We start from the raw sequence: 22,344 nt of genomic DNA, 5'->3' as shown, positions 1-22,344 counted from the left end.
AATTAAAAGCTATGCAGTTTATAATGCACATATGAGTCAAAAGAAAATAGCTTTTTTTGATATAGACAAAACCATCTACAACGGATATATGATTTTTCCGTTGGCTGAATACTTTCTTGAAGAAAATATTATTAAAAAGGATATTGTCGACTATCTTTATGAGGACCTGCGCTTGTATCGTTCAGAACAGATCGATTATGAAACCACTGTTGAAAATTTCAATATGCACTTTTCTTACGGATTAAAAAGTTATTCTCCCGGTTCCATTCTAAACGCAACATCTATTTTCCTGAAGACCAGGGAAAGCAACAATTTTTTCGCCTTCGCAGAACCACTCATAGAATTACTAAGGAAAACACATGATATATATTTCGTCACCGGAGAAGTACAATTTGTGGGTAAAGCAGTTTCAGACTTTTTCTCTGTACAGGGATACATTTCGTCGGAAATGGAAGTTGAAAACACCGTGTTCACCGGGAATATGAGCAAGTCTCTGGCAAAGAAAGAGGGAAAGAGGGCTGCGATTGAAGATCTTTTTAATGCATACCCTTACGAAAATTCCATGGCTTTTGGCGATTCAGAGGGGGATATCGACATGCTCAACATGGTTGCCCATGCTTTCTGCATAAACGCAACAGAAGGACTCAAAGAGGCAGCATTCTTAAAAAAATGGAATATAGTAACTCCTCTTTCAATTATAGAAGCAGTTAAAAAGGCATTGAACTAAACCGCTGCGCGGTGGCTCTCTCCAAGATAGTTCTTTTCGGTTCTTTTTCCTATAGCTTGTCTTAATATCACAATTCTTCCCTGTTACAAATAGCCTGCTTCAGGCGTACAATCTCCATATGTGCCGTTTTAACGGCAGTTAACCCATCCAAAGGAGGTTGTACCATACTACGGGCTATTGGGAAACAGAAACAGGAAGGAATATCTTGCTCTATGCCACAAAATCCTGGGGGTTAATGTCGAAGCTGAACATACTGTTCAAACCTGGCAGGAATTGCTCCTTGCTGTTACCGGCATAGACATTATGGAATGTCCTCTCTGTCACGGGAGGATGAGAAGAAAAGAGGTAATTCCGTCACAACAGTATAGAGGACCTCCATGAGGGTAAGTGCATGATGTCTCGGAAAATCATATTTCAAACCCCCTGTGAACCCTTTCATATGGATCACAATAATATTCTGTTGCAAAAATATCCTGTTTTGCTATATAGTTGTAAAAAACTATGGGGGGTTCAATTATTCAATCAGTTCTTCCCGGATTACAAACATCTCTCACTCTGCATAAATACACCGGGTCTATCCCTGATACGACAATATTAATACAAGAATCTGAACCATTGAAAACCCATAGTAAGTATAAGCGGTATAGTTCAACAGCTTTTTTCTGAAACTGGACTACAGCATCAGAAAAAAGCTTATACGTTAAGCACCGAAAAAAAATGAACCAAGAATATAGAAAAAAAGTGGCAGCCGCTCAGAAGATTCACGAGAGAGCAAGATATCTTAGAGGCCGATTTCTAAATTCGGTTGCGGTCATTGAGCGAGACATTGCCGTGATTCTCACGAAATACTTCCGCACGCAGGATGAGAATAAAAGAGCTTTGTTCTTTAACAAAGTTGCCGAAAGATTGTCTCTCAACAATAAGAAGGAAATACTCATCGATATTGTCAAGAATGACTACCCCAGATACTGGGAAGAAAACAAGCAATTCTTGATGGACCTACAGAAAATCCAAGAAGTTAGGAACAAACTAGCGCATTCTACTGTTGATGTCTCCGATGAAGCATTAGGAAGGCCCATTGAAGAAGGAATCGGCTTTGTTCAATGGGGGGAAGGTAGACCCATTACGGACACAGAGTTCGAAGACTGGGAACTCAGAGCAAGCATGGTCAGTTCGGCATTAGCTGACATCAAGACCCTATTACCGTTTAAAGAAAAACCAATTACCCATCAAGAGAACCAGAAAGATGATGGAGAGCAGGATATATAATGTGCCTAACCCGTTGCTGCACCGGACCTGCTCAAGCGCAGGCCGGTGAGCTTTTTGTTGGAACAAGATGATCGAAAATATCGATTTTATATCATTTCGTGCGATTACAGACATTATGTCTGTAGCATTTGCTACAACTGTTGTAGCAAAAAGTAAAATCTCTTTAAAGCCAATACAGGCTTTAGTTTGGAGAATTAAGTAATTTTTTCGTTCACTGTGAACGAAAGTATAGGATCCTTTTAAAAAATGTCTTTTATGGAGTACAGTAAGGCAAAAATGAAAATTCATAGAAATGTTGGGTTTTCATAGTACTGAAAGTTGAGATAAGAATAAAGACAAAAAAACAGAATAGAAGCTACAATAAAACAAAAACATGGAGAAGCAGATAGAGGCAAAAAAGTTTCAACAATGGAATCGTTGGAGCCAATCGGCAATAAAGCAGACTCAGGCTCAGCTTCGTGTTATACCCGGATGGAAACAAGATAATTCAAATACTTGGCTTTTTTTGTTATAATAATCTCTATGTTACATTCGATGAAGGAGGTAAGTTGATATGGCCATGGCTAATCAAAAGATGAAAGAGATAATAGAAGCTCAGCCTGATGATGCATCGTATGAGGAAATCATTCGTGAACTTGCATTTGAGCGAATGATTGAGAAGGGCTTAAATGACGCAAAGAATGAACGTGTCATATCAGACGAAACGATGAGACACCGGATTGCATCATGGCAGAAATAAGGTGGACATCTGAGGCTGAAATCTGGCTCCACGATATTCACGACTATATAGCGGCAGATAGCCCAAGCGCTGCCGCTAAGGTTTTAAAAGACATCTACGACAAAGCACGGGTATAACTTCAAGATCAGCTTCCATACTTTTTTGAACAGCGGGATGATCGAATTTATCGATAATGTTTCCTCTTCTACTGGGAACTGCAATACAGCCGAAGGTCTCATCGAGGCTGTACTGACTGTTGGTATTCTGAATATGAGCTAAAAGTTCAGCTCTTTTTCTCATCAGATGATTCCTTCTCCTCATAAGGTCTCTTGTTGCTCTCATCTTCTCCGGGTAAACATACGACTGAGGGATCATGCCTCCCCTTAAAAGAACAGCTATTTTCTGTGAATCAATCTTGTCGTTCTTTGCCTTGCCTCCATGGATTGCTTTCATATAAAGGGCATGACCTAATACGAAGGATATACCTTCTTTCTGACAGAGATCGGCTATCCAGTACCAGGCAAACATACATTTAACAGCAACAACCACATCTTCTCTGTATGGTTCAATAGCTTTGAGAAAGGCTTCTCTGTCCGTATCCATGTTCCGGTGAAGCTTTACCTCTCCTTTTTCATCAAGAATGCAGAGATACATTTTTCTTGCATGTAAATCGATACCACAGTAAAATTTGTGTTGACCTTTGTAAAAGTTCATAAGGCTTCCTCCTGTGTTGATAAGATTTGGTTCCTCGTAAGACCAATTTTACCATGTCTCGAGGAGGCCTTGAATAGTATCGAATTGATCCAGCCAATCGCCGAAGAATCCGGCTCTGGCTGATCACCATGTTAAGCATGGAAAATATAATAAATATGAGATAAGATAATTCACAATGCAATTTGAATGGGACCCGGAAAAAGCCGGAAGAAACTATAAAAAACATGGGATTGCTTTCGACGAAGCCGTTACAGTGTTTTACGATCCTTTATCTGCAACCTTCAATGATCCTGATCATTCTGTAAATGAACAGCGCTTTATAACCATTGGATTCTCTTCACAAAATAAGCTGCTTGTTGTTGCATACTCGGAGAGGAAAAAAAGTACACGTATTATAAGCTCAAGGCTTGCCACTGCGCAAGAGAGGAAAAAACATGAAAAATAAAAACAAGAAAAAAGACATCGACGAGTTACGTCCAGAATATGATTTCGACTATTCGAAAGCTGTCCGCGGAAAATACTACCATAGATTAATCGAAGAAGGTTCCAACGTGATTATTCTTGATCCTGATATAGCGAAGGCATTCCATGATTCTGCTTCAGTAAATAGTGCCCTGCGGTCTCTTCTGGAACTGACTCGTTCAACAAAACGCTTAACAAGACGTTCCAGCGAATCGGCCATAAAACCGGCCTCCCGGTGATGGCTGTGTTGGAGCCATATTATAGGAAAGAAATTCGTTTTAGGATCATTTTCGGCGATTACAGACACTGTGCTGTAGCATTTGCTCTCACAGTGAGAGCAAAAAGTTAAATCTCCGTAAAGCCAAGACAGGCTTTGGTTTGAACAATTAAGTATTATTGGTATTCACTGTGAATACCATCCTGGAAACCGTTTGATAAATGTCTTTTTTGGAGTACAGGACATCAAAGAAAAGAGGTTCTTGAAAATGGTGTGTTTTCTTCTTAATGAACCTCCCCGCAGCAGAGCTGCGTGGTATCAGAGGAATGGGGAACATGATTATCACCCCCCTCACCCTGCCCTCTCCCTCAAGGGGCGAGGGAATTTGGTCACCCCGAAGCAGAGCTTCGGGGAATCAATTGATTGAAAGTTTAGATAAGAATAAAGACAAAAAACTGAATAGAAGATATAATAAAACAAAAACATAGAGAAGCAGATAGAGGCAAAAAAGTTCCAACGAATCGAATCGTTGGTGCCAATCGGCAATAAAGCCTGCTTCTTGTTCAGCTTTTTATTGGGCGGCATAAAAGGGAAAGGAGCAAAACCGATGATCAGAGGAACGCTTGCAGTAACAATCCTTACAGCAGGTCTCTTGATAGCTGGATTATCGCAGGCATCGAGTATGTTCATAGAAACCCGGCACCTCATCGTAAGCGATGCCACCGGAAAATTGTCGAATGATCAACTGAAAAGCCTGGCCGATCAAGCACAAGCGATGTTGGAGCGCATTCTTGCATTCTGGTCTGCCGATTCCGGAATAGATCGATTTGAAAAAATACAGGTCGTTTTCGATGTTCCGCGCAGGGATGTCTATTCCAGTGTCTTTTACTGGGAAAAAAAGGATGATAGACGGATACGCATCGTTCGGGTCTTCAAATCTGAAGGATCGCCGCAAATGATGGCGCACAAACTTACAAGTGCAGTATTTCCCCAAAAGGATAAATTGATTCGTAATATGATGGGTATTCTTACAGAAGCACAGGTCGGGAATCCGTTAACCTTCCCTATGTGTGGATTCGGCAGCGAAGAATGGGTGTTGGCTCTCCTGGAAACGAAATCATACATTCCCCTTAACGAATTGGGACCTGATCATGAGTCATGGGGTATGAAAGACGCCGGAGAGGGCAAACTTTTGATTCTTGATAAAGCTAAACAACATAAGGCCTATGCTGAAACGGGGTCTTTCGGAAACTATTTGTATAAGACCTATGGAATCGACAAGATAAAGCGGCTGCAACGACTCTCCCATGAGAAGGATAGGCCGTGGCAGGATGTGTTCAGGATCAGTCTGCGGGAACTTGAGGGCAATTGGCTGAAGCATCTGCGGACGAATGGAGAAAGAAGAGAGGAAAATGTGTCGATCGTATTCAAGTTGTTTGAAAAAAACCCCGGCACAGCCTGCTCAGAGGCGCAGAAGCTTGCACCCGGGAAACAGTAGACCACCAGGGCCGTATGATTCAATTACTTACCGTGTTTTCCGCCCAACCGATCACTCCGGCAGACGGCTATGAGCCGCCGCTGAGTTCCGGCGTTATTAACCAAAGCAAGATATTAAAAAACGATTTGGGGTATTGTCAAAAGTTACATGAAAAATTGTTAAGAAGGTTGAGTAAAGATATGCCCTTACAAGTCATAATAAGGGGGAGGTAACAGGAAGTATGGGAAATGAAGAAATCCTTCTTCATTTCTGCCTGATTCACATAAACGTGTATGTGAATCAGGCTTGGGTGGTCAGCGGCATGGCAGGGATGTTTCAGATTCGGATGGGCTGTAATATGTCAGTGATTTTACAAATGCAGATGGGCTGTAAGCTTTGCAGGCCGTAATCGTACTGAACGTACGATGAAGGATCGCAAGGTGAAGCAGAGCGCGGGGCACCCACTTGTGGGTCATGAATATCCCAATCATGCCGCTGACCGACCAGGAGAAAAGAACTAATAAATGCTCCATAAACAAAACAATGTAATGATAACTTTTGACAAAACCAAAGCAATTCCGGGGAGGGAATAATGAATAATGCAGAATTAAAAAACAAGATTACTGAACTTAAGGAGGCATTGAATGATGGTCATTAAAACTTTAGCCAAAAGAACATCTGGAAAAATCATGTGTTTTGCTATGCTCGGCATTGTGTGTTTCATCTTCGCCCTCTCCGCTCCAGCGCTGTCGGCGGATGATTTTTCAGTCACCCTGCTTGGCACCGGGATGCCAGTACCCTCTCCTGACCGCTTCGGAAACAGCACCTTAATTGAAGCAGGGGGACAGCGGCTTGTGTTTGATATGGGGCGAGGCATCACTATCCGTCTGTGGCAGAAGCAGATTCCTCTCGGCAGCATCGATGCACATTTCCTTACACATCTGCACTCAGATCACATTAACGGTCTTTCTGACCTCTGGCTAAGTGGATGGATACAAACCCCCTTCGGTGGCCGGAAAAAACCTTTTTTAATCTATGGTCCTCCAGGAACAGAGAAAATGATGGCTAATCTATGGGAAGCATTCTCTGAAGACCGCCGCATTCGTCTCGAGGATGAAAAGAATCCTTTAGCAGGTATACAAGTGGATGCGCACGATTTTAAGCCGGGTGTCGTCTATGAAAAGAATGGTGTTGTTGTGACCGCCTTTGAGGTAGATCATGGCGATCTCGTTAAACCTTGCTACGGTTTCAAAATCACCTACAAAAACAACTCAGTAGTGATTTCGGGCGATACCCGATATAGTGTAAGCCTTGAGAAAGCGGCTCGCAGCGCTGACCTGCTCATCTGCGAAGTAGCTATGATTCCCGAAAAGCTCTTTGGCAAGTTCCCTGCGTATAAGGCAATATATGAACACCACATTTCGCCGGAATTGGCAGGGAAGTTGTTCACTGCTAGTCGGCCAAAACTGGCTGTTTACACACATCTAGTATTGTCAGGCCTTCCTAAGGAAGGCATTCCATTCCCTACACCGGAAGAACTGCTGGCTGCGACACGTAAGACCTACGATGGGCGCGTGGTGGTCGGTGCGGACCTCATGGGCTTCAAGATAGACGACACCGGCGTCTTGATCGTCGAGCCTCCCCGACGGTAGCGGAAAAAACCGTTCTTTGCCATCGGAATGATTGTCGTCGAAATCACGAGGACCAAACATCGGCAGCAAACCCGCATAACGACCTGGGCCAGCTAACTCGGCCATAGAGCGGCCTCGTGGCTGACCCAAGCATTATTATTAACCAAAGCAAGATATTAAAAAACCATGATTAGATCAAGGAGCAAAGATGAATATATGTTTTTTCGGAGTCGGAGGAGTGGGCGGTTACTATGGAACTCTTCTGACCAGGTATTTTAAAAAAACCGGCAAGGGCAATACATATTTTATAGCAAGAGGGAAACATAAAGATGCCATTTTAAAAAAAGGCTTACTTCTGAAAAAAGACGGCGGCAAAGAAGAGATTCTTGTTCAACCGTATTCTTGTTCAGACACCGTTAATAATTTGCCTGTTTTTGATATAGTTGTTGTAGCGGTTAAGGGTTACGATTTGGAAAGTGTTACAAAAGAAATTAACAAAATTACAGATAAAAACTCTATAGTTTTGCCCCTTTTAAACGGTGCTGATATCTACGAACGAATGCGACAGCATTTAAAGAAAGGTTATATTTTGCCATCCTGTTTATATTTGGGCACTCATATAGAATCCCCTGGTATCATTTTTCAAAAAGGCGGAAGTGGTCAAATATCAATTGGAAAAGATCCATCGCATCCTGATTTTTATCCTGAAAAACTAATTAATCTTTTTAAAAACGCCGGCATTTTGATTGATTTTTTTGAAGACGTGAATATTGAAATATGGAAAAAATATATTTTTATTGCACCTTTTGCTTTAGTAACAGCAACCTATAACAAAACAATCGGCGAGACAGCAAAAGATGAGAACCTCGGCATTCTTGTCAAAAATATTATGCAGGAAATTGCATTAATTGCAAAGGCTATCAAAATAGAACTTCCATCCGATATTATTGAAACATCCTTTTTAAAAGCCAACCAGTTTCCTTTTGAAACAAAAACATCATTTCAAAGAGATGTTGAAATGAAAGGCAGACAAAGCGAATGGGATTTGTTTGGAGGGACAGTCATACGATATGCTGAAAGATTTAATATTTCTGCTCATAACACAAAAACAACCCTTGAAAAATTATTGCGTGATTTGTAATTGTGCAACAGCCAAAATACAGGATAAACCCCGGAAGGATTTGGATATTTATTGAATTATAATTGTTTCCTACAAGGATTGTATAACTTTTCCTACAGAATAAAAAATTGTTTCATAGTAATATATTAAAATAGAAGATTGGTGCTATTTAATGGAAAATAAACTATCTTATTTACGGAACAGTACGCTGCATAAAACAGGAAAGATTCTCTATATGTTATTTAATACGGTATGTATGATCCTTCTTGCATACCAAATTTACCTTTGGCTCAAATCCGGTACCTGGGTAAGAATAGCTACTAATGTCATTGTACCCGGCTATTTAGCAAAATGGCCGGATTTTTCGGAATGGCGGGTCTTAGGCTCGATTTGGAATTGGATTCTTGATGTGGAACTTATATATACATTTTCGGTGTTTGCTATGATATTCTATTTTTTCCGCTTCATACCTGATAAGCAATCTAAACCAACAGACAATCCATCAATCACCGCAATCCAGGAGTAAAAACCTACGCAAAATTGTCAAAACAAAATTGTGGTTCCATTCCAAGAACTGTAGTTTTTGCGTTCTATCTGTTAATTCCTCAATGAAATTCTTTATCAAACCGTAATGGTATGTTACATTCTTGCAATTATATTATATCATTTGATAGGGCAGGATTATGGCAATTAGAAGATTTTTAGTCAAAAAACGTAGGATTCCAGAGTCATTCAATGTAGCGTTGATAGCTTTTATAACGGTTCTAATATCGTTTGCATGGCCCGTAACCGGTATGGCTATTGTTCCTGATCAACTCGTTATCGTGGTAAACAAAAGAGTACCGGAAAGTCTTCGATTAGCCCGGTATTACATGAAAGAACGGAATATACCACATCAAAACATAATTCAAGTAGATACTACACAGAAAGAACAGGTTGAAAGGGAAGAATACGAAAAGCACATAGCCGCACCGGTCCGAAGCTTCCTTACAGAAAATGATCCTGAAGGAAACAAATTCAAGTGTATTATCCTTATGTACGGAATTCCGTTACGCATTGGCCCTCCTAAACTATCATTAACAGAACAGTCTCTGGTTCTGAAACTACGGGTAGAAATCACTGAACTGAAGGAAAAAATCAATATATCAGACGCTAAAGACAAGCAAGGTATAAAAAAACTGAAGGAAAAACTTTCATCAACTGAAAAGGAACTTCGACAAGCGGCAAAAACTTCGTATGTCGCTTCCGTCGACTCAGAGATTGCCCTTGTAATGGAAAAAGAATACCCTCTTGAAGGATGGCTTCCAAACAGATATTTTGTCGGATTTATAGGAAAAGAGATCGCGAACATGCCAAAAAAAGTCATACCGGTGAGTCGCCTTGATGGTCCATCAGAAGATATTGTTTATCGTATTATTAATGACAGCATCGAGACCGAGAAAACCGGATTAACCGGCAAGGCATATTTTGATGCACGCTGGCCTGACAAAGGAGTTAAAAACCTTTCGGCATATCAAATCTATGACAGGTTAATACATAATGCAGCCTATCGCGTTGAATCCAGTAAAAAGATGCCTGTTGTACTGGATGAAAAGGAAAAACTTTTCCAACCCGGTGAGGCCCCTGATGCAGCCTTATACTGCGGCTGGTATAGCCTTGGAAAATATATTGATGCATTTACATGGGTTAAAGGCGCTGTGGGGTTCCATGTTGCCAGTTCTGAGTGCACAACTTTAAAATCAAAAACAAGCGAGGTGTGGTGCAAGGTTATGCTTGAAAAAGGGGTTGCTGCAACACTGGGACCGGTTGCAGAACCATACCTCCAGGCGTTTCCTTATCCTGATGTGTTTTTTGGCTGCTTACTCGACGGTCAATCGCTTATTGAATGCTATACTGCTTCAATACCTTTCTGGTCATGGCAGATGATATTGATCGGCGATCCCCTATATCGTCCCTTCAAACATCGATAAATATTTGAATAGGTCGGATCACCCTCTATGACTCAGGTTTTATCGAAGAAAGTATTGAAATAGTCAGGGACTTTCGCTTCAAAGATGAGTCTTTTACCACTGTGCGGATGGTTAAAAGTTAAATATTGTGAATGGAGGGCTAAAGGTCCATCAATCTTTCTTTTATTGCTATATTTATCATCATTGACTATCGGATAGCCTTTTTCGAAAAGATGGACACGAATCTGGTTCTTCTTACCTGTTAATAACTCTATTTCAAGCAAACTGAATCTATCAGTTTCCTTTATCACCTTATATTTTGTTATTGCCAACTTTCCTTTTTCAGGCTCCTTAACCGAAGAAACTTCGTAGTCATCGTTTTCAGCCAGATATGAGGTAATCGTTCCATTTTTTTCTGTTAAAACCCCATGAACCACTGCCAGATATTTTTTTACAACACTCCCCCATTGCTGCTTAAGATTTTCCATTGCTTCAAAGCTTTTTGCAAATACAAGAACTCCGGAAGTTTCACGATCCAGCCTGTGTACCACAAAAATTTGCCTGGACGATCTGGTACTGCCTCTGCGTATATAGTCAGTCAGAATCTGATGAGCTGTTTTCTGTTTTTCATAATTTGCTTTCACCGTCAGTAAACCTGAACTCTTATCAATGACAATAATATCCTGATCTTCGTAAAGAATGTGCAAACCCTGCGGTTTATGTCTAAAGGGTATTGGCTTAATAGCTTTCATAATTTAGCTAATCTCTCCATAATTTCAAATATATGCAACATGTTACTACATTCTCTTATCATATTCCATAGATAGCTGCAGAATTCATCCTTCCTGTGTATGTATACTAAGGCATGCCAAGGAATACTTAAGGGGATAATAATGAAAAGTTTTTTCTGATGTATAGGATTTTTCTGATAATAATGTTTTATTGCTTTTACAGTCACCATAATGAACCTCCCCGCAGCAGAGCTGCGAGGTATCAGAGGAATGGAGAACATGATTATTCCCCCTCACCCTGCCCTCTCCCACAAGGGGCGAGGGAATGTGGTCACCCTGAAGCAGGGCTTCGAGGAATCAATTGATTGACACAATTTTCGGCTAAATCTCTTAATTACGATGCTGACATCTTTAAGTTCATGTGCTATAAATAAATATGAAATCATATAAAATAATCCAGTTGTGGAGGTAAAATGGAAGAAAAAGAATTAAACGAACGATTCTATAAAACATTTGAAGCAATAATACCTATCCTTCAAGACGTGTACAAAGGGTTTTTTGCAGATAATCGGACCTTGTTAAAAGAATGTTTATCCAAATTCGAGCATATGCATGCCGCAATTTTACCATTTGTAGAAAAAGTATTTGCAGAAAAAGAAAAGGACGAAATCGAGATAAGGTACGTTAATCTGGTTCTCGCTTTTCAGCCGATAGCTTTAGCAATAACCAGTCTGATTAACAAAATGCTTATTAAAGTTGAGACCAACGTCCTTTTTAGCGATAAAGCGGTAAAGGAAATAAGAAGTCTCCTTGAAATTACTTACGTACAGTTCAGGGATGCTAAAGATTATGTTACTACCAATAATTCGCACCTGATGGATAACGTTGTAACAGCAAAAGAAAAACTGATTGAACTTGTTAACAATTATGATACTGTTCATCAAAACAGGCTCATAACAGGCGTTTGCATGCCCAAGGCATCTTATCTGTATATAGATTTCACCCATGCCTTAAAAAGAATTGCAGTGGGTCTTGCCAATTTCGTTGAAAAGATTTGATTCCAGGCACCCTTCATACAATGCCCTCTGAGAAAAAATAAAGAAACAGGGGGCTATAAAAAGTCAAGGACTCCGGCAAAGACGGAGTCCTTCCGATTCCAGTCATGACTATACTTGCCAACAGAGTTTATGGTATATTTACCATATAAATAAAATCTCTATAAAAAGGAATAGGAAATAAGCATGGGCAATGAACCGAACAAGATTATTTACTCCATGATCGGGGTAAGCAAATATTACGACAAAAAACCGGTTTTGAAAGATATCTATCTCTCCTATTTTTATGGAGCAAAGATCGGCGTTCTTGGCCTGAACGGGTCCGGAAAAAGCTCCCTTCTCCATATTCTGGCAGGATTGGACAAAGAATACAATGGTGAGACAGTGCTTGCTCCCGGCCACACCGTAGGACTCCTTGAACAGGAACCGAAACTGGATGACAAAAAAACAGTACGGGAGATTGTAGAAGAGGGTGTACAGGAAATAGTGGATTCTCTTAAAGAATTCGATTTAATTAATGAGAAATTCGCTGAACCAATGTCTGATGATGAAATGAATAAACTTATCGAGCGACAGGGTGGAGTGCAGGAGAAACTGGAAACAATGGATGCGTGGAACCTTGATTCGCGCCTTGAGATGGCCATGGATGCCCTGCGCTGTCCTTCGGGAGATACGCCGGTTAATATCCTCTCTGGAGGGGAAAAACGCCGTGTTGCTTTATGCAGACTGCTCCTAAAAAAACCTGATATCTTGCTTCTAGATGAGCCGACCAACCATCTTGACGCAGAGACAGTGGCATGGCTTGAGCACCATTTGCAAAATTATGCCGGCACTATCATTGCTGTGACTCATGACCGTTATTTCCTCGACAACGTGGCCGGATGGATACTGGAACTTGATAGAGGACAAGGAATCCCCTGGAAAGGAAATTATTCCTCCTGGTTGGAACAGAAGAAAAATCGTCTGCAACAGGAAGAAAAGACCGAGAGCGAGAGACAGAAGACCCTGCAACGCGAACTTGAGTGGATACACATGTCTCCCAAGGGACGCCACGCAAAAGCAAAGGCGCGTATCAATTCTTATGAGGCGCTCCTAAGTCGTGATGTCGAAAAAAGTTCAAAGGAACTGGAAATCTATATCCCACCAGGACCCAGGCTTGGTGATATCGTCATTGAGGCTAATAACGTACGTAAGGGATACGGCGACAACATTCTTACGGAAGATATGACCTTCACACTTCCTCCAGGTGGAATTATAGGGGTTATCGGACCGAATGGAGCAGGAAAGACTACCCTTTTTCGTATGATCACTGGTCAGGAAAAGCCTGATTCCGGCACTTTCAGGATAGGAGAAACCGTAAAGCTGGCATATGTAGATCAAAGCCGCGACGCCCTCGATCCGAATAAAACCATCTGGGAGGTTATTTCCGACGGAGATGATGTTGTTCAACTCGGCAAACGGCAGGTAAATTCTCGCGCCTATGTAGCCCGCTTCAATTTTTCCGGTACAGATCAGCAGAAAAAGGTTTCCATGATCTCAGGAGGTGAAAGAAATCGCGTCCATATGGCCCGCATGTTAAAGGAAGAAGCCAATGTCCTTCTCCTTGACGAACCCACCAATGACCTGGATGTAAATACCATGCGTGCCCTGGAAGAAGCATTGGAAAATTTTGCCGGTTGCGCTGTAGTCATTAGCCACGATAGGTGGTTCCTCGACCGTATTGCTACACACATGCTCGCTTTCGAGGGTGACAGCAAAGTGGTGTGGTTTGATGGAAATTATTCCGAGTACGAAGCTGACAGAAAGACCCGCCTCGGTCCTGCTGCAAATCAGCCCCATCGTATCAAATACAGACACCTGACCAGAGAGTAAATGTTTTGTGAATTTCTTCAGATTTTAGTTTTACTGTAAGGACGTACTCATCGGCTTATATCGGTTTAAACGGACGGCGTGGGCAATTTCGGGAAATGAACCTCCCCGCACCCCCTCACCCTGCCCTCTCCCTCAAGGGGCGAGGGAATGTGGTCACCCCGAAGCAGAACTTCGAGGAATCAATTGATTGATCTTAATCCCTGGCCTCCGGGCCAACGAAACAGACTGAACCTCGAAATCCCATGCCGGCACATCATAATATCTTAAAAGTTACTAAATAAAAATAGGTGGTTCATATGGAAAATATGAAGAAAAAAGCAATCTTTATAATTTCAATAATTTTATTTATTTCAATAATCCAGATTCTAACGTCGGGAACATGCTTTCCGGAAAGCAACATCCCGGCAGGTTTTGTAGACGTTCAAAAAGCAATTCCATCAATTGTCCTCGATATCAGATATTCCGGCCCGCATAATTTTGTCGGGGAAAAAGTTGACGGATATGATGCCTCCAAATGCTTTCTAACCGGAAAAACAGCAGAAGCCCTGTCTAAGATACAGAAAGAATTAATAGGATTTTCCCTCTCCCTGAAAATTTATGATTGTTATCGTCCACAGAGGGCGGTAAACCATTTCGTGAGATGGGCAAAGGAAATTGACAATACAAAAACCAAGGAAGAGTTCTACTCAACAGTAGACAAAGTAAACCTTTTCAAAGACGGATACATTGCGGCAAAATCAGGTCACAGCAGGGGCAGCACAGTTGATCTGACCATTGTCCCTTTACCTGTAACGGAACAGGAGTCTTATGCACCGGGACAGAGCCTCTTTGCATGTTTTCTGCCTGTTGATAAAAGATTCAAAGATAACAGTATCGACATGGGAACCGGTTTTGATTGTTTTCATGAATTGTCCCATCCAGGAAACAAACAAGTCGGATTGCAACAAAGGATTAACAGGATGCTCCTTAAAATACTGATGGAAAAAGAAGGCTTCAAAAATTATGATAAGGAATGGTGGCACTTTACGTTAAAAGACGAGCCCTTCCCTGCTACTTATTTTGATTTCGTAATTGAATAATACAGTTTACAATAATAGCTTCTACAATAAATTAATATATGTTAGCATGATGAGAAGAAAAAGGAGATTCCCATAAACAAACCAGTAAATCCCTTTTTAACGAGCACAAAGAGCAAGAGAGAATAAATCAATGATCCGGATTATTCCTTGCAGGTCATCGGAAGAAAATAATACGATTGTAATGATACAAGAGACCGTCATAGGGGGTATATTATGAAATTTAAAATATTTGTTGCCTTTGCTGTTTTTCTTCTCACTGCAAGCTTTGTACACGCAGCAAAAATTATAGTGGTATCAGGTCATCCTGAATACCCGCCTGTAATGTGGCAGGAAGGTGATAATATCGTTGGAGTGGGACCGGAAATCGTGAAGATGGCATTCGAGGAACTTGGTATTACTGTTGATTCAAAATACAAAGGTTCCTGGACACAGACCCAGGAAGGCGTCCAGAGGGGGGATGTTGATCTGTTGGCAGGTACTTACATAACAAAACAAAATGAATCATTAATGGACTATTCTATCCCGTATATGAAAGACCCTGTTGTTATTTTTGTAGCAAAAGGTAAAGCATTCCCTTATGAAAAGTGGGCTGACTTGATAGGAAAAAACGGAACAACTACGATTGGCGATAGTTTCGGAACGGAGTTTGATAAATTCATCGCCGAAAAACTGACAATTACCAGATATCGTAAAACTCAAGATAATTTTAATAAAATACTATCAGAGGAAGCAGATTATTTCATTTCAGGAATGTATTCTGGATTAATTGAGGCCGAGAAGCTCGGAATATCAGATAAAATTGAATATCTGCCGGTTTATGCATCATCAGAAACATTCTGCATTGCCATATCCAGGGAATCTAAATTTGTCCGATATATGCCGCAGATTAACAAAAAGATTGAGAAACTTGTCAAGGACGGCACAGTGGACAAACTCATTGACGAAAAAATGAAATATTACATAGAGGGGCTTAAGGGGAAAAGATAATTTCCTGCATCCCCTTTTTAAGGTATTTCTTGGCAAGATCTATATATAGTTGTTTTGCCATTCCCCAGTATTCTACATCTTTTGGGGCTATATTACGGATAACTTTTGCAGGGTTGCCTCCTGCCACAATACCGCCCTGTATAATCTGCCTCATTTTTACAACCGACCCCTCTGCAATAATGGTATTTTCACCTATCTCGGAATATATGCTTAAAACAGCCCCCATGCCTATTACGCTCAAACTTCCTATTTGTGCAGCATGAACAATTGCACCGTGGCCTATTGTAACCTTTTCCCCGATTTTGCAAAACTTATCCGGAGGCGCATGGACAATGACCCCTTCTTCTACTGCTGTGCCCGGGCCGATAAGGATAGAGCCATAATCACCGCGTAATATGGCACCATGACCAACATAGCAGTTATCTCCTATTTCTACACTGCCAATAACAAGGGCGTGTTTGCTCACATACGTATCCTTGCCGATATACGGTTCCTTTCCATCAAAACTATACAGCATAATATTTACCCCACCTATATTGAAATCATGTATTAATAGACATCTTCAGTAAAGAACGCTTATCGGCTCATACTTCGTTCCTTGTATTGCCGGGTAAATACCTGCCAGAATACCCACTGCTGTACTGATAATCAAAGAAAGTACGATATTTCCGAGATACAAAGAAAAGGGGAGTTTGCTAAAATAACTGACAATCATGGTAATCATGAACCCCACAGCCACACCTAAAACCCCACCAACCAGTGCCACAATAACCGACTCTGTGAGGAACTGAAATATAATATCTCTTTTCCTGGAACCGACAACCCTCCTAATCCCAATCTCCAGTTTTCGCTCGGATATGGAAAGGAGCATAATAGCAAAAATACCGAGTCCTCCTATTAAGAATGAAACAGTAGAAGCTATGATAGTAAGAATTGATACAAGTCGAATACCTTGCTCCTGGGTTTTTACAATATCATCCATAGTGTAAATAGAAAAATCGTCCTTTTGCTCCGGTTTCATATTGTGCAGATTCCTTACAAACATCTTTAGTTTGTCCTTCATCTCAACGAGGGAAATACCATCCTCCATTTGAAGATAAGCACCCTTAATGTAGTCCACATTGCTGTAACGCCTCATAAGGGTATTGAGCGGTATGTAAACCTGCAGATCCTGATCCTGTCCGGACAAATCAGTCCCTTTTTCATCCATTACGCCTATTATCTCTGTAGGCACCCTGTAGATAAGGATATACTTGCCAATCGGACTCTGTGACTGGAAAAGATTATCCAACACCTTGTATCCGACTATCGCCTTTTTCTCTGTATTAAGATCATCGTTATTCGTGAAATACCTGCCCATTATGAGATCTAAATTTCTTAGTTTAAATATCGCGTCTGTAGCCCCTGTAATACTCACAGTGAGCGTCTTGTCTTCATAGCGTGCAGGATAGGAAATATCAAAAAAAGGCACAGCTTCCACAATGCCCGAAAGGGATTCTTTGATCCTCTTCACATCTTCAAGTTTCAGTGTCTTCGAATCACCAAACTGATGCGCGCCTCCTCCTCCCACGCGCACAATCCCCGACCGGAGAATAATCAGATTTTTTCCAAATTTGCTGATTTCATTATCAATCTGTCTTTTCAGACCATCGCTGATATTGCCGAAGGCAACAAGACTCATAACCGCAAAAAGGATTCCGAGCAGTGCAAGTCCCATCCTTCCTTTGTGTATGACAAGATTTTGAAAGGCTATCTTTAGATAAAATTTGAATGAATAAATCATCCCCTTATTGCCTCTATAGGTTCAATCCTGCTCGCACGTAACGCCGGTTTGAGGCCGGAAAGCAAACCGGTTAGAAAGCTGAAGAAGAGGGCAAAAATAACGACCTTAAAGGAAAATAACATGGGAATATCAAAAAGCTTTTCGAAAGTCCCGCCAAGTATCACGCTGAGCAGGACACCTGCTATTCCACCCATTAAAGTAATTATTATCGATTCAAAGAGAAAGGAAAGCAGGATGCCCCTTCTCGTTGCCCCGTAAGCCCTTCTTATCCCAATATCCTTGCGCCGTTCCTGTATGGTCAAATAGAAAAGGTTAGCAAGGACAAAACCGCTGACAACAAGTGCCACTATTGCTGCTATACCCAGGAAAAGGAAAAGCTGGCCCGAGATGACCGTAACAAACTTCATGATGTCTTTAGAACTCCTTATAGTAAAATCGTCCTCTGCTGTCCCACGAAGACCATGATTGTTTCTGAGTACTGTTCTCACATCCTCAACGGTTTTGTCGATATCCCTGTTGGTCTTGAGCCTCATCATGCCCAGATATCGTTTTTCATTGGCAATCCTGCTCATTACCGTTGTTAATGGCATGATCACTCTGTCGTCAAGATTGGGGCCGCCCATGCCGCCGCCTTTTTCTTCAAGAACACCAATGACCTTTGTGGGAAGTTTACCCACAAGAATCGCCTTTCCAAGGGCATTTTCACCATGAAAGAGTTCATCGTATACCTTTGCTCCAATAACACAGACTGCTTCTGCATTGTCATAGTCTCCAATAGTAAATACAGAACCAAACTGAAAACCCCATGAAAAGGATTCAAAGTAATTCGTGGTAGAACCGACTACCTGGGTTTGCCATTTTTCCCCTTTATACTTCATCATAACATTCCTTACCTGATAAACCTTCATTAAGTCGTAGATTCCTTCTATCCTGTAAAGCGATTCTGCATCACGAAATGTTAAGCTGAGAGTCCTCACTCTTGCTGCCCGCTGCCTTTCCCCACCGCCAAAAACCATGATGGAATCCGGACCGAGCACTTCAAAAATATCATGAGCCTTCTTGTTGGCACCGTCAATTGTAGTAATAATAATGCAAATGGAAAGTATGCCGAGGGCAACACCGGCAAAAGAAAATATTACCCTCCCCCGGTAATAATATAGAATCTTAAATATTTCTTCGAGAAATTCTCTAAGTTGTGATATCTTGAGAGATAGCTCCATCCTCAATCCTTATCAGCCTGTTGCCGAAAGAGGCCAGCTTCGGGTCATGGGTAACAACAATAACAGTCTTTCCTTCTCCGTTGAGCATGCTAAACAGTTCCATAATTTCATTGCCGGTTTTAGAATCCAATGCACCGGTAGGTTCATCGGCAAGGATAAGGTCAGGATCGTTAATAAGCGCCCTCGCTATGGCAACCCGTTGCTGCTCACCGCCTGAAAGCTGGGAAGGCTTGTTGTGTATCCGCTCTTCAAGACCGAATTTTCCCAAAAGTTGCTTGGCCTTTTCACGGGGATGTTTTATCTGTTTTTCTGAATAAACTATGGGGATCAGGACATTCTCAATAGCATTCAAATAGGGAAGTAAAAAGAATTGTTGAAAAACAAAACCTATGTGCATATTTCTGAGTGCAGCAAGCCCCTCATCATTAAGGCCGTCAATGCTTGTGCCCATAAACTCGTACTCACCCTCTGTCTGTTTATCAAGAAGGCCTACTATATTCATCAGAGTAGTCTTGCCTGACCCTGAAACGCCCATGAGAATAATAAACTCACCCCGTCCGATCGCCAGGTCTATGCCTTTGAGGATAGGCAGTTCACGTTCTCCGATAAAATAACTCTTTTTTATATGCTTGAGGCTAATCACTTCTTTACGCCTGGAGTGCTGTTTGATTGAGCCTTTTTTGCAACAGGTATAACAATGCGTTCACCTTCGGCAATACCTGAAACAATCTCTGTAAAGCTATCATCCCTTATGCCGGGGGTCACTGTTCTGCGTTCAGGTTTTTCTTTGCCCTTGTCAACATATACAACGTTTTTCCCTTCCTCGAACCGGACAGCGTTATTCGGCACAACAAGCACATCCGTCTTCTCTTCAACAATAATACGAACATGGGTTGTCATCTCCGGTCTGAGGAGTGTCGTATCTTTCGGGTCTATCTTCACAATAGCAAGATAGTAGACGATGTTATCCTTTATTTCAGGCTGCGGATAAATCATGCTGATCTTTCCTGGAAATCTTTTATCACGATATGTATCTACCCAGTATTCTACTCTCACCCCTGTTTTTGTTCTTCCTATATCCGTCTCATCAACATAAATCCACATCTCAAGTTTGCTGGGATCGATAATCGTGATGAGAATCGCCGCAGAAAGGCCGGATACGACAGTTTCTCCTTCCTGCGTGGAGACCGTTGATACATAGCCTGAGATAGGAGCATATATTTTCGTATAACTCAGAGACACTTCAAGGGCTTTAAGTTTTTCAACAGCTTCATTTACCTTTGCTTTCCCCAGTTCTACCTGTGCTAAAGCTATATCCAGTTCCCTTTTAGCCTTATCCACGCTGTCCTTCGTCGTAAATTCCTTCTCCAAGAGTCTTGCCTCTCTTTCATAATTCAACTTGGCGTAGGCATATTGTGCATTCTTGGAATCCAGGTCTCTCTTCTGCTCTTCGATGAATGCCTGGTTATTCTTTACATTTGCGATGATCTCTCTGTCATCTATCTTCGCTATAAGTTCACCCTTTTTTACATAATCGCCTACCTGGTATCGCAGCTGTGTAAGTGTTCCCGTAGCCCTTGTCCCTACTTTTACAATCGCTCCAACCTGGGCTTTTATGATGCCTGTCTGTTCGGTAAAATATGTCACGTTCCCTTTTTTTGCTATGAATGTCTCACTTCTTGTTTTTTCCGATGTGCCTTTTTTGCCGGCAAAGTAGATTATTAACCCGCCTATGATCACAACCGCTATGATTAGCAGAACTATATTTTTTTTAGTCATTTTCATATCAGTTTTCACTCCAGTAAGATACTTTTTCAAGAAATGCCAGGGCATTATTCGATTTGTACATGGACATCACAAGATTTTCCTTTGCCTTTGCCAAATCTTTTTCAGCCTGAAGCAGCGTCAGTATATCACCTTTCCCGGCCTTATATTCCCCGAGAGCCTGATCAAAATTCGATGCAGCCTGCCGCAGGAGTTCACTGTACATCCTTATGTTCTCAAGGCTCAATTCATAATCCTTGTACGCTTTTATGATATCAAGCTTCACATTCCTCTTAATCTCTTCGAGTCTGTACTTTGCAGCCTGTATATCCTTTGATGCACCCTGCACGTTGTAGTACCGCCCTACCCCGTCAAAGAGGGGGAAAGTGAAATTGAGCATAAAAGTATCCTGTCTTCCTTCAGGAAAGAATGTTTTGTCCTGCCTTTGTTGTTGTATCTGTGCATCAATCTTCGGGAACCATTCGCTCCTTTTTTCGTTATACACCATGCCAAGTCTTTCCACTTCCTTTACCTGAGCAGCGACATCGGGTCTCTTACTGATAGCTCTCTGCACCAGTTCTTCATAATTCCCTTTAAATTTTGGGACTTCAAGCGATCCTTCTGCATCCTCTTTTTCACCAGGATCCATCAACAAAAGTGATTTTAAGTCTTCCAGTGCCTTGGCATAATCCGTCCTGGCATCAACTACATCGATCATGGCAGCAGTTGACTGCACTTCAGCCTGCAGCACATCGCTCTTCCTGTTAATCCCTTCCTCAAACCTTCCTTTTGTTAACTCGTATACTTTCCTTGATGTCTCATAGGCTTCCTGTCGTTTTTCAACAACAGTCTTTTTTCCAAGGGCTGAAAAAAAGGCATTTTTTACATTGTGGAGAACATCAACCTTTATTCCTTCTAATTTTTCCAACTCCCTGCCCATGAGTGAATAAGAACCTTTTCTTTGCGCGTACCGTAAGCCCCCGTCAAACAGTCTGTATGATACGCTTCCTGTTGCACCATAAGCATCCTGACCTGTTATGATTCCTGATCCTGTATTCTCCTTCGACATATTGTTTAAATATCGCGTATAGGAACCCTGGATATCAATCCTCGGCAAATATGGATCAATAGTCGATATATATGAATATTCCGTTCTTTTTACCGTCTCCTTCTGCTCTTTTATCGGAAGTGAAACACCCATTGCCTTTTGGACGGCTTCATCAAGAGTTATTGAAAATGCCTCTATAGGTATGAACAAAAAAACAGCGAAGGTACAAAATATTATTTTCATGAAGTTATAAGAACTTTTGCAATGTATATTAAATAAACAACATATTTTCAAAACCACCTCCGTACCTGTTCTCTCTGAATAGCTGAAAACCCCTTGTTCAGTTTATTTGGCAAATAATTTCGTGTCAATATAATAATAATATATAAATGTTAAAAGCAAATGTTATGCCGGAAAGCAACTTATTCGCAACTTAATGCAATTCCTGAAACCTTTTGTAAAGCTTGAAATGATAACCTGATTCCTGCAGGAAGTAAATGTCGAGAATGATAAAAACACTC

General features: G+C 41.3%; 24 protein-coding genes and 1 pseudogene. 16 read left to right on the top strand and 9 right to left on the bottom strand.

The features are described 5' to 3' along the window. Positions 1 to 31 precede the first annotated feature (31 nt). The 4 genes from NT010_10155 to NT010_10140 all read left to right on the top strand — a co-directional run bounded on the left by NT010_10155 (position 32) and on the right by NT010_10140 (position 2,735). Positions 32 to 727 carry a haloacid dehalogenase-like hydrolase gene (locus NT010_10155; GenBank protein MCX5806411.1) on the top strand — a complete coding sequence of 232 codons (696 nt, stop codon included), beginning with the start codon at positions 32 to 34 and terminating at the stop codon, positions 725 to 727. Positions 728 to 904: 177 nt separating this feature from the next. Next, entirely contained in the window at positions 905 to 1,108 is a 204-nt protein-coding gene (locus NT010_10150) for a hypothetical protein (GenBank protein ID MCX5806410.1), read from the top strand. A 336-nt stretch (positions 1,109 to 1,444) separates the two neighbouring features. Next, on the top strand, positions 1,445 to 1,996 hold the full coding sequence (locus tag NT010_10145; protein ID MCX5806409.1) for a hypothetical protein: 552 nt from the start codon (positions 1,445 to 1,447) through the stop codon (positions 1,994 to 1,996). Positions 1,997 to 2,549: 553 nt separating this feature from the next. Continuing rightward, entirely contained in the window at positions 2,550 to 2,735 is a 186-nt protein-coding gene (locus NT010_10140; protein ID MCX5806408.1) for a hypothetical protein, read from the top strand. A 120-nt stretch (positions 2,736 to 2,855) separates the two neighbouring features. On the opposite strand, the pseudogene NT010_10135 reads toward NT010_10140, so the two are convergent. After that, positions 2,856 to 3,428: pseudogene (locus tag NT010_10135) on the bottom strand (transposase). Positions 3,429 to 3,603: 175 nt separating this feature from the next. Here NT010_10135 and NT010_10130 point away from each other — a divergent pair. From NT010_10130 to NT010_10095, 8 genes are all read left to right on the top strand, one after another. Next, positions 3,604 to 3,873, top strand: coding sequence for a BrnT family toxin (locus NT010_10130; GenBank protein MCX5806407.1), 270 nt, complete (start codon positions 3,604 to 3,606; stop codon positions 3,871 to 3,873). Further along, positions 3,863 to 4,129 carry a hypothetical protein gene (locus NT010_10125; GenBank protein MCX5806406.1) on the top strand — a complete coding sequence of 89 codons (267 nt, stop codon included), beginning with the start codon at positions 3,863 to 3,865 and terminating at the stop codon, positions 4,127 to 4,129. Before NT010_10130 ends, NT010_10125 begins: the two co-directional genes overlap by 11 nt. A gap of 585 nt (positions 4,130 to 4,714) precedes the next feature. After that, on the top strand, positions 4,715 to 5,605 hold the full coding sequence (locus tag NT010_10120) for a hypothetical protein (GenBank protein ID MCX5806405.1): 891 nt from the start codon (positions 4,715 to 4,717) through the stop codon (positions 5,603 to 5,605). Positions 5,606 to 5,825: 220 nt separating this feature from the next. Then, positions 5,826 to 5,993 (top strand): hypothetical protein, encoded by a 168-nt coding sequence (locus NT010_10115; GenBank protein MCX5806404.1) that lies wholly within the window; start codon positions 5,826 to 5,828, stop codon positions 5,991 to 5,993. A gap of 235 nt (positions 5,994 to 6,228) precedes the next feature. Next, a complete protein-coding gene (locus tag NT010_10110) occupies positions 6,229 to 7,236 on the top strand; it encodes an MBL fold metallo-hydrolase (protein MCX5806403.1) in 1,008 nt (335 codons plus the stop codon). A 187-nt stretch (positions 7,237 to 7,423) separates the two neighbouring features. Continuing rightward, the gene (locus tag NT010_10105) at positions 7,424 to 8,356 is read left to right on the top strand and encodes a 2-dehydropantoate 2-reductase (GenBank protein ID MCX5806402.1); all 933 of its coding nucleotides are present in this window, start codon (positions 7,424 to 7,426) and stop codon (positions 8,354 to 8,356) included. A gap of 151 nt (positions 8,357 to 8,507) precedes the next feature. Continuing rightward, positions 8,508 to 8,861: a hypothetical protein gene (locus NT010_10100; protein ID MCX5806401.1), complete on the top strand. Its 354-nt coding sequence runs from the start codon at positions 8,508 to 8,510 to the stop codon at positions 8,859 to 8,861. A 157-nt stretch (positions 8,862 to 9,018) separates the two neighbouring features. Next, entirely contained in the window at positions 9,019 to 10,305 is a 1,287-nt protein-coding gene (locus tag NT010_10095) for a TIGR03790 family protein (GenBank protein ID MCX5806400.1), read from the top strand. 32 nt (positions 10,306 to 10,337) lie between these two features. Here NT010_10095 and NT010_10090 read toward each other — a convergent pair whose 3' ends face one another. Then, positions 10,338 to 11,036, bottom strand: coding sequence for an RluA family pseudouridine synthase (locus NT010_10090; protein ID MCX5806399.1), 699 nt, complete (start codon positions 11,034 to 11,036; stop codon positions 10,338 to 10,340). After that, positions 11,033 to 11,245, bottom strand: a complete 213-nt coding sequence (locus NT010_10085) for a hypothetical protein (protein MCX5806398.1) — start codon at positions 11,243 to 11,245, stop codon at positions 11,033 to 11,035. Before NT010_10085 ends, NT010_10090 begins: the two co-directional genes overlap by 4 nt. A gap of 243 nt (positions 11,246 to 11,488) precedes the next feature. Here NT010_10085 and NT010_10080 point away from each other — a divergent pair, with 243 nt between their 5' ends. The 4 genes from NT010_10080 (at position 11,489) to NT010_10065 (ending at position 16,008) form a co-directional block, all read left to right on the top strand. After that, positions 11,489 to 12,073, top strand: coding sequence for a hypothetical protein (locus tag NT010_10080; GenBank protein ID MCX5806397.1), 585 nt, complete (start codon positions 11,489 to 11,491; stop codon positions 12,071 to 12,073). A 183-nt stretch (positions 12,074 to 12,256) separates the two neighbouring features. Continuing rightward, the gene (gene ettA, locus NT010_10075; GenBank protein ID MCX5806396.1) at positions 12,257 to 13,942 is read left to right on the top strand and encodes an energy-dependent translational throttle protein EttA; all 1,686 of its coding nucleotides are present in this window, start codon (positions 12,257 to 12,259) and stop codon (positions 13,940 to 13,942) included. Positions 13,943 to 14,238: 296 nt separating this feature from the next. Then, entirely contained in the window at positions 14,239 to 15,021 is a 783-nt protein-coding gene (locus NT010_10070; protein ID MCX5806395.1) for a M15 family metallopeptidase, read from the top strand. Between the two features lie 213 nt (positions 15,022 to 15,234). After that, positions 15,235 to 16,008 carry a transporter substrate-binding domain-containing protein gene (locus NT010_10065; GenBank protein MCX5806394.1) on the top strand — a complete coding sequence of 258 codons (774 nt, stop codon included), beginning with the start codon at positions 15,235 to 15,237 and terminating at the stop codon, positions 16,006 to 16,008. Here the strand turns inward: NT010_10065 and NT010_10060 are convergent. The 6 genes from NT010_10060 to NT010_10035 are packed head-to-tail and all read right to left on the bottom strand — an operon-like array spanning position 15,992 to position 22,066. Further along, positions 15,992 to 16,525, bottom strand: a complete 534-nt coding sequence (locus tag NT010_10060; GenBank protein ID MCX5806393.1) for a gamma carbonic anhydrase family protein — start codon at positions 16,523 to 16,525, stop codon at positions 15,992 to 15,994. The two genes, NT010_10065 and NT010_10060, sit on opposite strands and share 17 nt — an antisense overlap. 45 nt (positions 16,526 to 16,570) lie before the next feature. After that, entirely contained in the window at positions 16,571 to 17,791 is a 1,221-nt protein-coding gene (locus NT010_10055) for an ABC transporter permease (GenBank protein MCX5806392.1), read from the bottom strand. Beyond that, positions 17,788 to 19,011, bottom strand: coding sequence for an ABC transporter permease (locus NT010_10050; GenBank protein ID MCX5806391.1), 1,224 nt, complete (start codon positions 19,009 to 19,011; stop codon positions 17,788 to 17,790). The genes NT010_10055 and NT010_10050 overlap by 4 nt, the downstream gene beginning before the upstream one ends. Next, positions 18,980 to 19,654, bottom strand: coding sequence for an ABC transporter ATP-binding protein (locus NT010_10045; protein MCX5806390.1), 675 nt, complete (start codon positions 19,652 to 19,654; stop codon positions 18,980 to 18,982). The genes NT010_10050 and NT010_10045 overlap by 32 nt, the downstream gene beginning before the upstream one ends. Further along, positions 19,651 to 20,796, bottom strand: coding sequence for an efflux RND transporter periplasmic adaptor subunit (locus NT010_10040; GenBank protein ID MCX5806389.1), 1,146 nt, complete (start codon positions 20,794 to 20,796; stop codon positions 19,651 to 19,653). The genes NT010_10045 and NT010_10040 overlap by 4 nt, the downstream gene beginning before the upstream one ends. A 1-nt stretch (position 20,797) precedes the next feature. Beyond that, positions 20,798 to 22,066 (bottom strand): TolC family protein, encoded by a 1,269-nt coding sequence (locus NT010_10035; protein ID MCX5806388.1) that lies wholly within the window; start codon positions 22,064 to 22,066, stop codon positions 20,798 to 20,800. Between the last annotated feature and the right edge of the window lie 278 nt (positions 22,067 to 22,344).

It is taken from the genome of Pseudomonadota bacterium (genome assembly GCA_026388275.1).
GTDB lineage: Bacteria > Desulfobacterota > Syntrophorhabdia > Syntrophorhabdales > Syntrophorhabdaceae > JAPLKB01.
This window is presented reverse-complemented; position numbering and strand designations above follow the sequence as displayed.

Excerpts from the sequence above, each read along its gene's own strand:
- NT010_10155 (MCX5806411.1), top strand. The coding sequence starts at position 32 with ATGAGTCAAAAGAAAATAGCTTTTTTTGATATAGACAAAACCATCTAC.
- NT010_10145 (MCX5806409.1), top strand. The coding sequence starts at position 1,445 with ATGAACCAAGAATATAGAAAAAAAGTGGCAGCCGCTCAGAAGATTCAC.
- NT010_10140 (MCX5806408.1), top strand. The coding sequence starts at position 2,550 with ATGGCCATGGCTAATCAAAAGATGAAAGAGATAATAGAAGCTCAGCCT.
- NT010_10130 (MCX5806407.1), top strand. The coding sequence starts at position 3,604 with ATGCAATTTGAATGGGACCCGGAAAAAGCCGGAAGAAACTATAAAAAA.
- NT010_10125 (MCX5806406.1), top strand. The coding sequence starts at position 3,863 with ATGAAAAATAAAAACAAGAAAAAAGACATCGACGAGTTACGTCCAGAA.
- NT010_10120 (MCX5806405.1), top strand. The coding sequence starts at position 4,715 with ATGATCAGAGGAACGCTTGCAGTAACAATCCTTACAGCAGGTCTCTTG.
- NT010_10115 (MCX5806404.1), top strand. The coding sequence starts at position 5,826 with ATGGGAAATGAAGAAATCCTTCTTCATTTCTGCCTGATTCACATAAAC.
- NT010_10110 (MCX5806403.1), top strand. The coding sequence starts at position 6,229 with ATGATGGTCATTAAAACTTTAGCCAAAAGAACATCTGGAAAAATCATG.
- NT010_10105 (MCX5806402.1), top strand. The coding sequence starts at position 7,424 with ATGAATATATGTTTTTTCGGAGTCGGAGGAGTGGGCGGTTACTATGGA.
- NT010_10100 (MCX5806401.1), top strand. The coding sequence starts at position 8,508 with ATGGAAAATAAACTATCTTATTTACGGAACAGTACGCTGCATAAAACA.
- NT010_10095 (MCX5806400.1), top strand. The coding sequence starts at position 9,019 with ATGGCAATTAGAAGATTTTTAGTCAAAAAACGTAGGATTCCAGAGTCA.
- NT010_10090 (MCX5806399.1), bottom strand. The coding sequence starts at position 11,036 with ATGAAAGCTATTAAGCCAATACCCTTTAGACATAAACCGCAGGGTTTG.
- NT010_10085 (MCX5806398.1), bottom strand. The coding sequence starts at position 11,245 with ATGGTGACTGTAAAAGCAATAAAACATTATTATCAGAAAAATCCTATA.
- NT010_10080 (MCX5806397.1), top strand. The coding sequence starts at position 11,489 with ATGGAAGAAAAAGAATTAAACGAACGATTCTATAAAACATTTGAAGCA.
- ettA (MCX5806396.1), top strand. The coding sequence starts at position 12,257 with ATGGGCAATGAACCGAACAAGATTATTTACTCCATGATCGGGGTAAGC.
- NT010_10070 (MCX5806395.1), top strand. The coding sequence starts at position 14,239 with ATGGAAAATATGAAGAAAAAAGCAATCTTTATAATTTCAATAATTTTA.
- NT010_10065 (MCX5806394.1), top strand. The coding sequence starts at position 15,235 with ATGAAATTTAAAATATTTGTTGCCTTTGCTGTTTTTCTTCTCACTGCA.
- NT010_10060 (MCX5806393.1), bottom strand. The coding sequence starts at position 16,525 with ATGCTGTATAGTTTTGATGGAAAGGAACCGTATATCGGCAAGGATACG.
- NT010_10055 (MCX5806392.1), bottom strand. The coding sequence starts at position 17,791 with ATGATTTATTCATTCAAATTTTATCTAAAGATAGCCTTTCAAAATCTT.
- NT010_10050 (MCX5806391.1), bottom strand. The coding sequence starts at position 19,011 with ATGGAGCTATCTCTCAAGATATCACAACTTAGAGAATTTCTCGAAGAA.
- NT010_10040 (MCX5806389.1), bottom strand. The coding sequence starts at position 20,796 with ATGAAAATGACTAAAAAAAATATAGTTCTGCTAATCATAGCGGTTGTG.
- NT010_10035 (MCX5806388.1), bottom strand. The coding sequence starts at position 22,066 with ATGAAAATAATATTTTGTACCTTCGCTGTTTTTTTGTTCATACCTATA.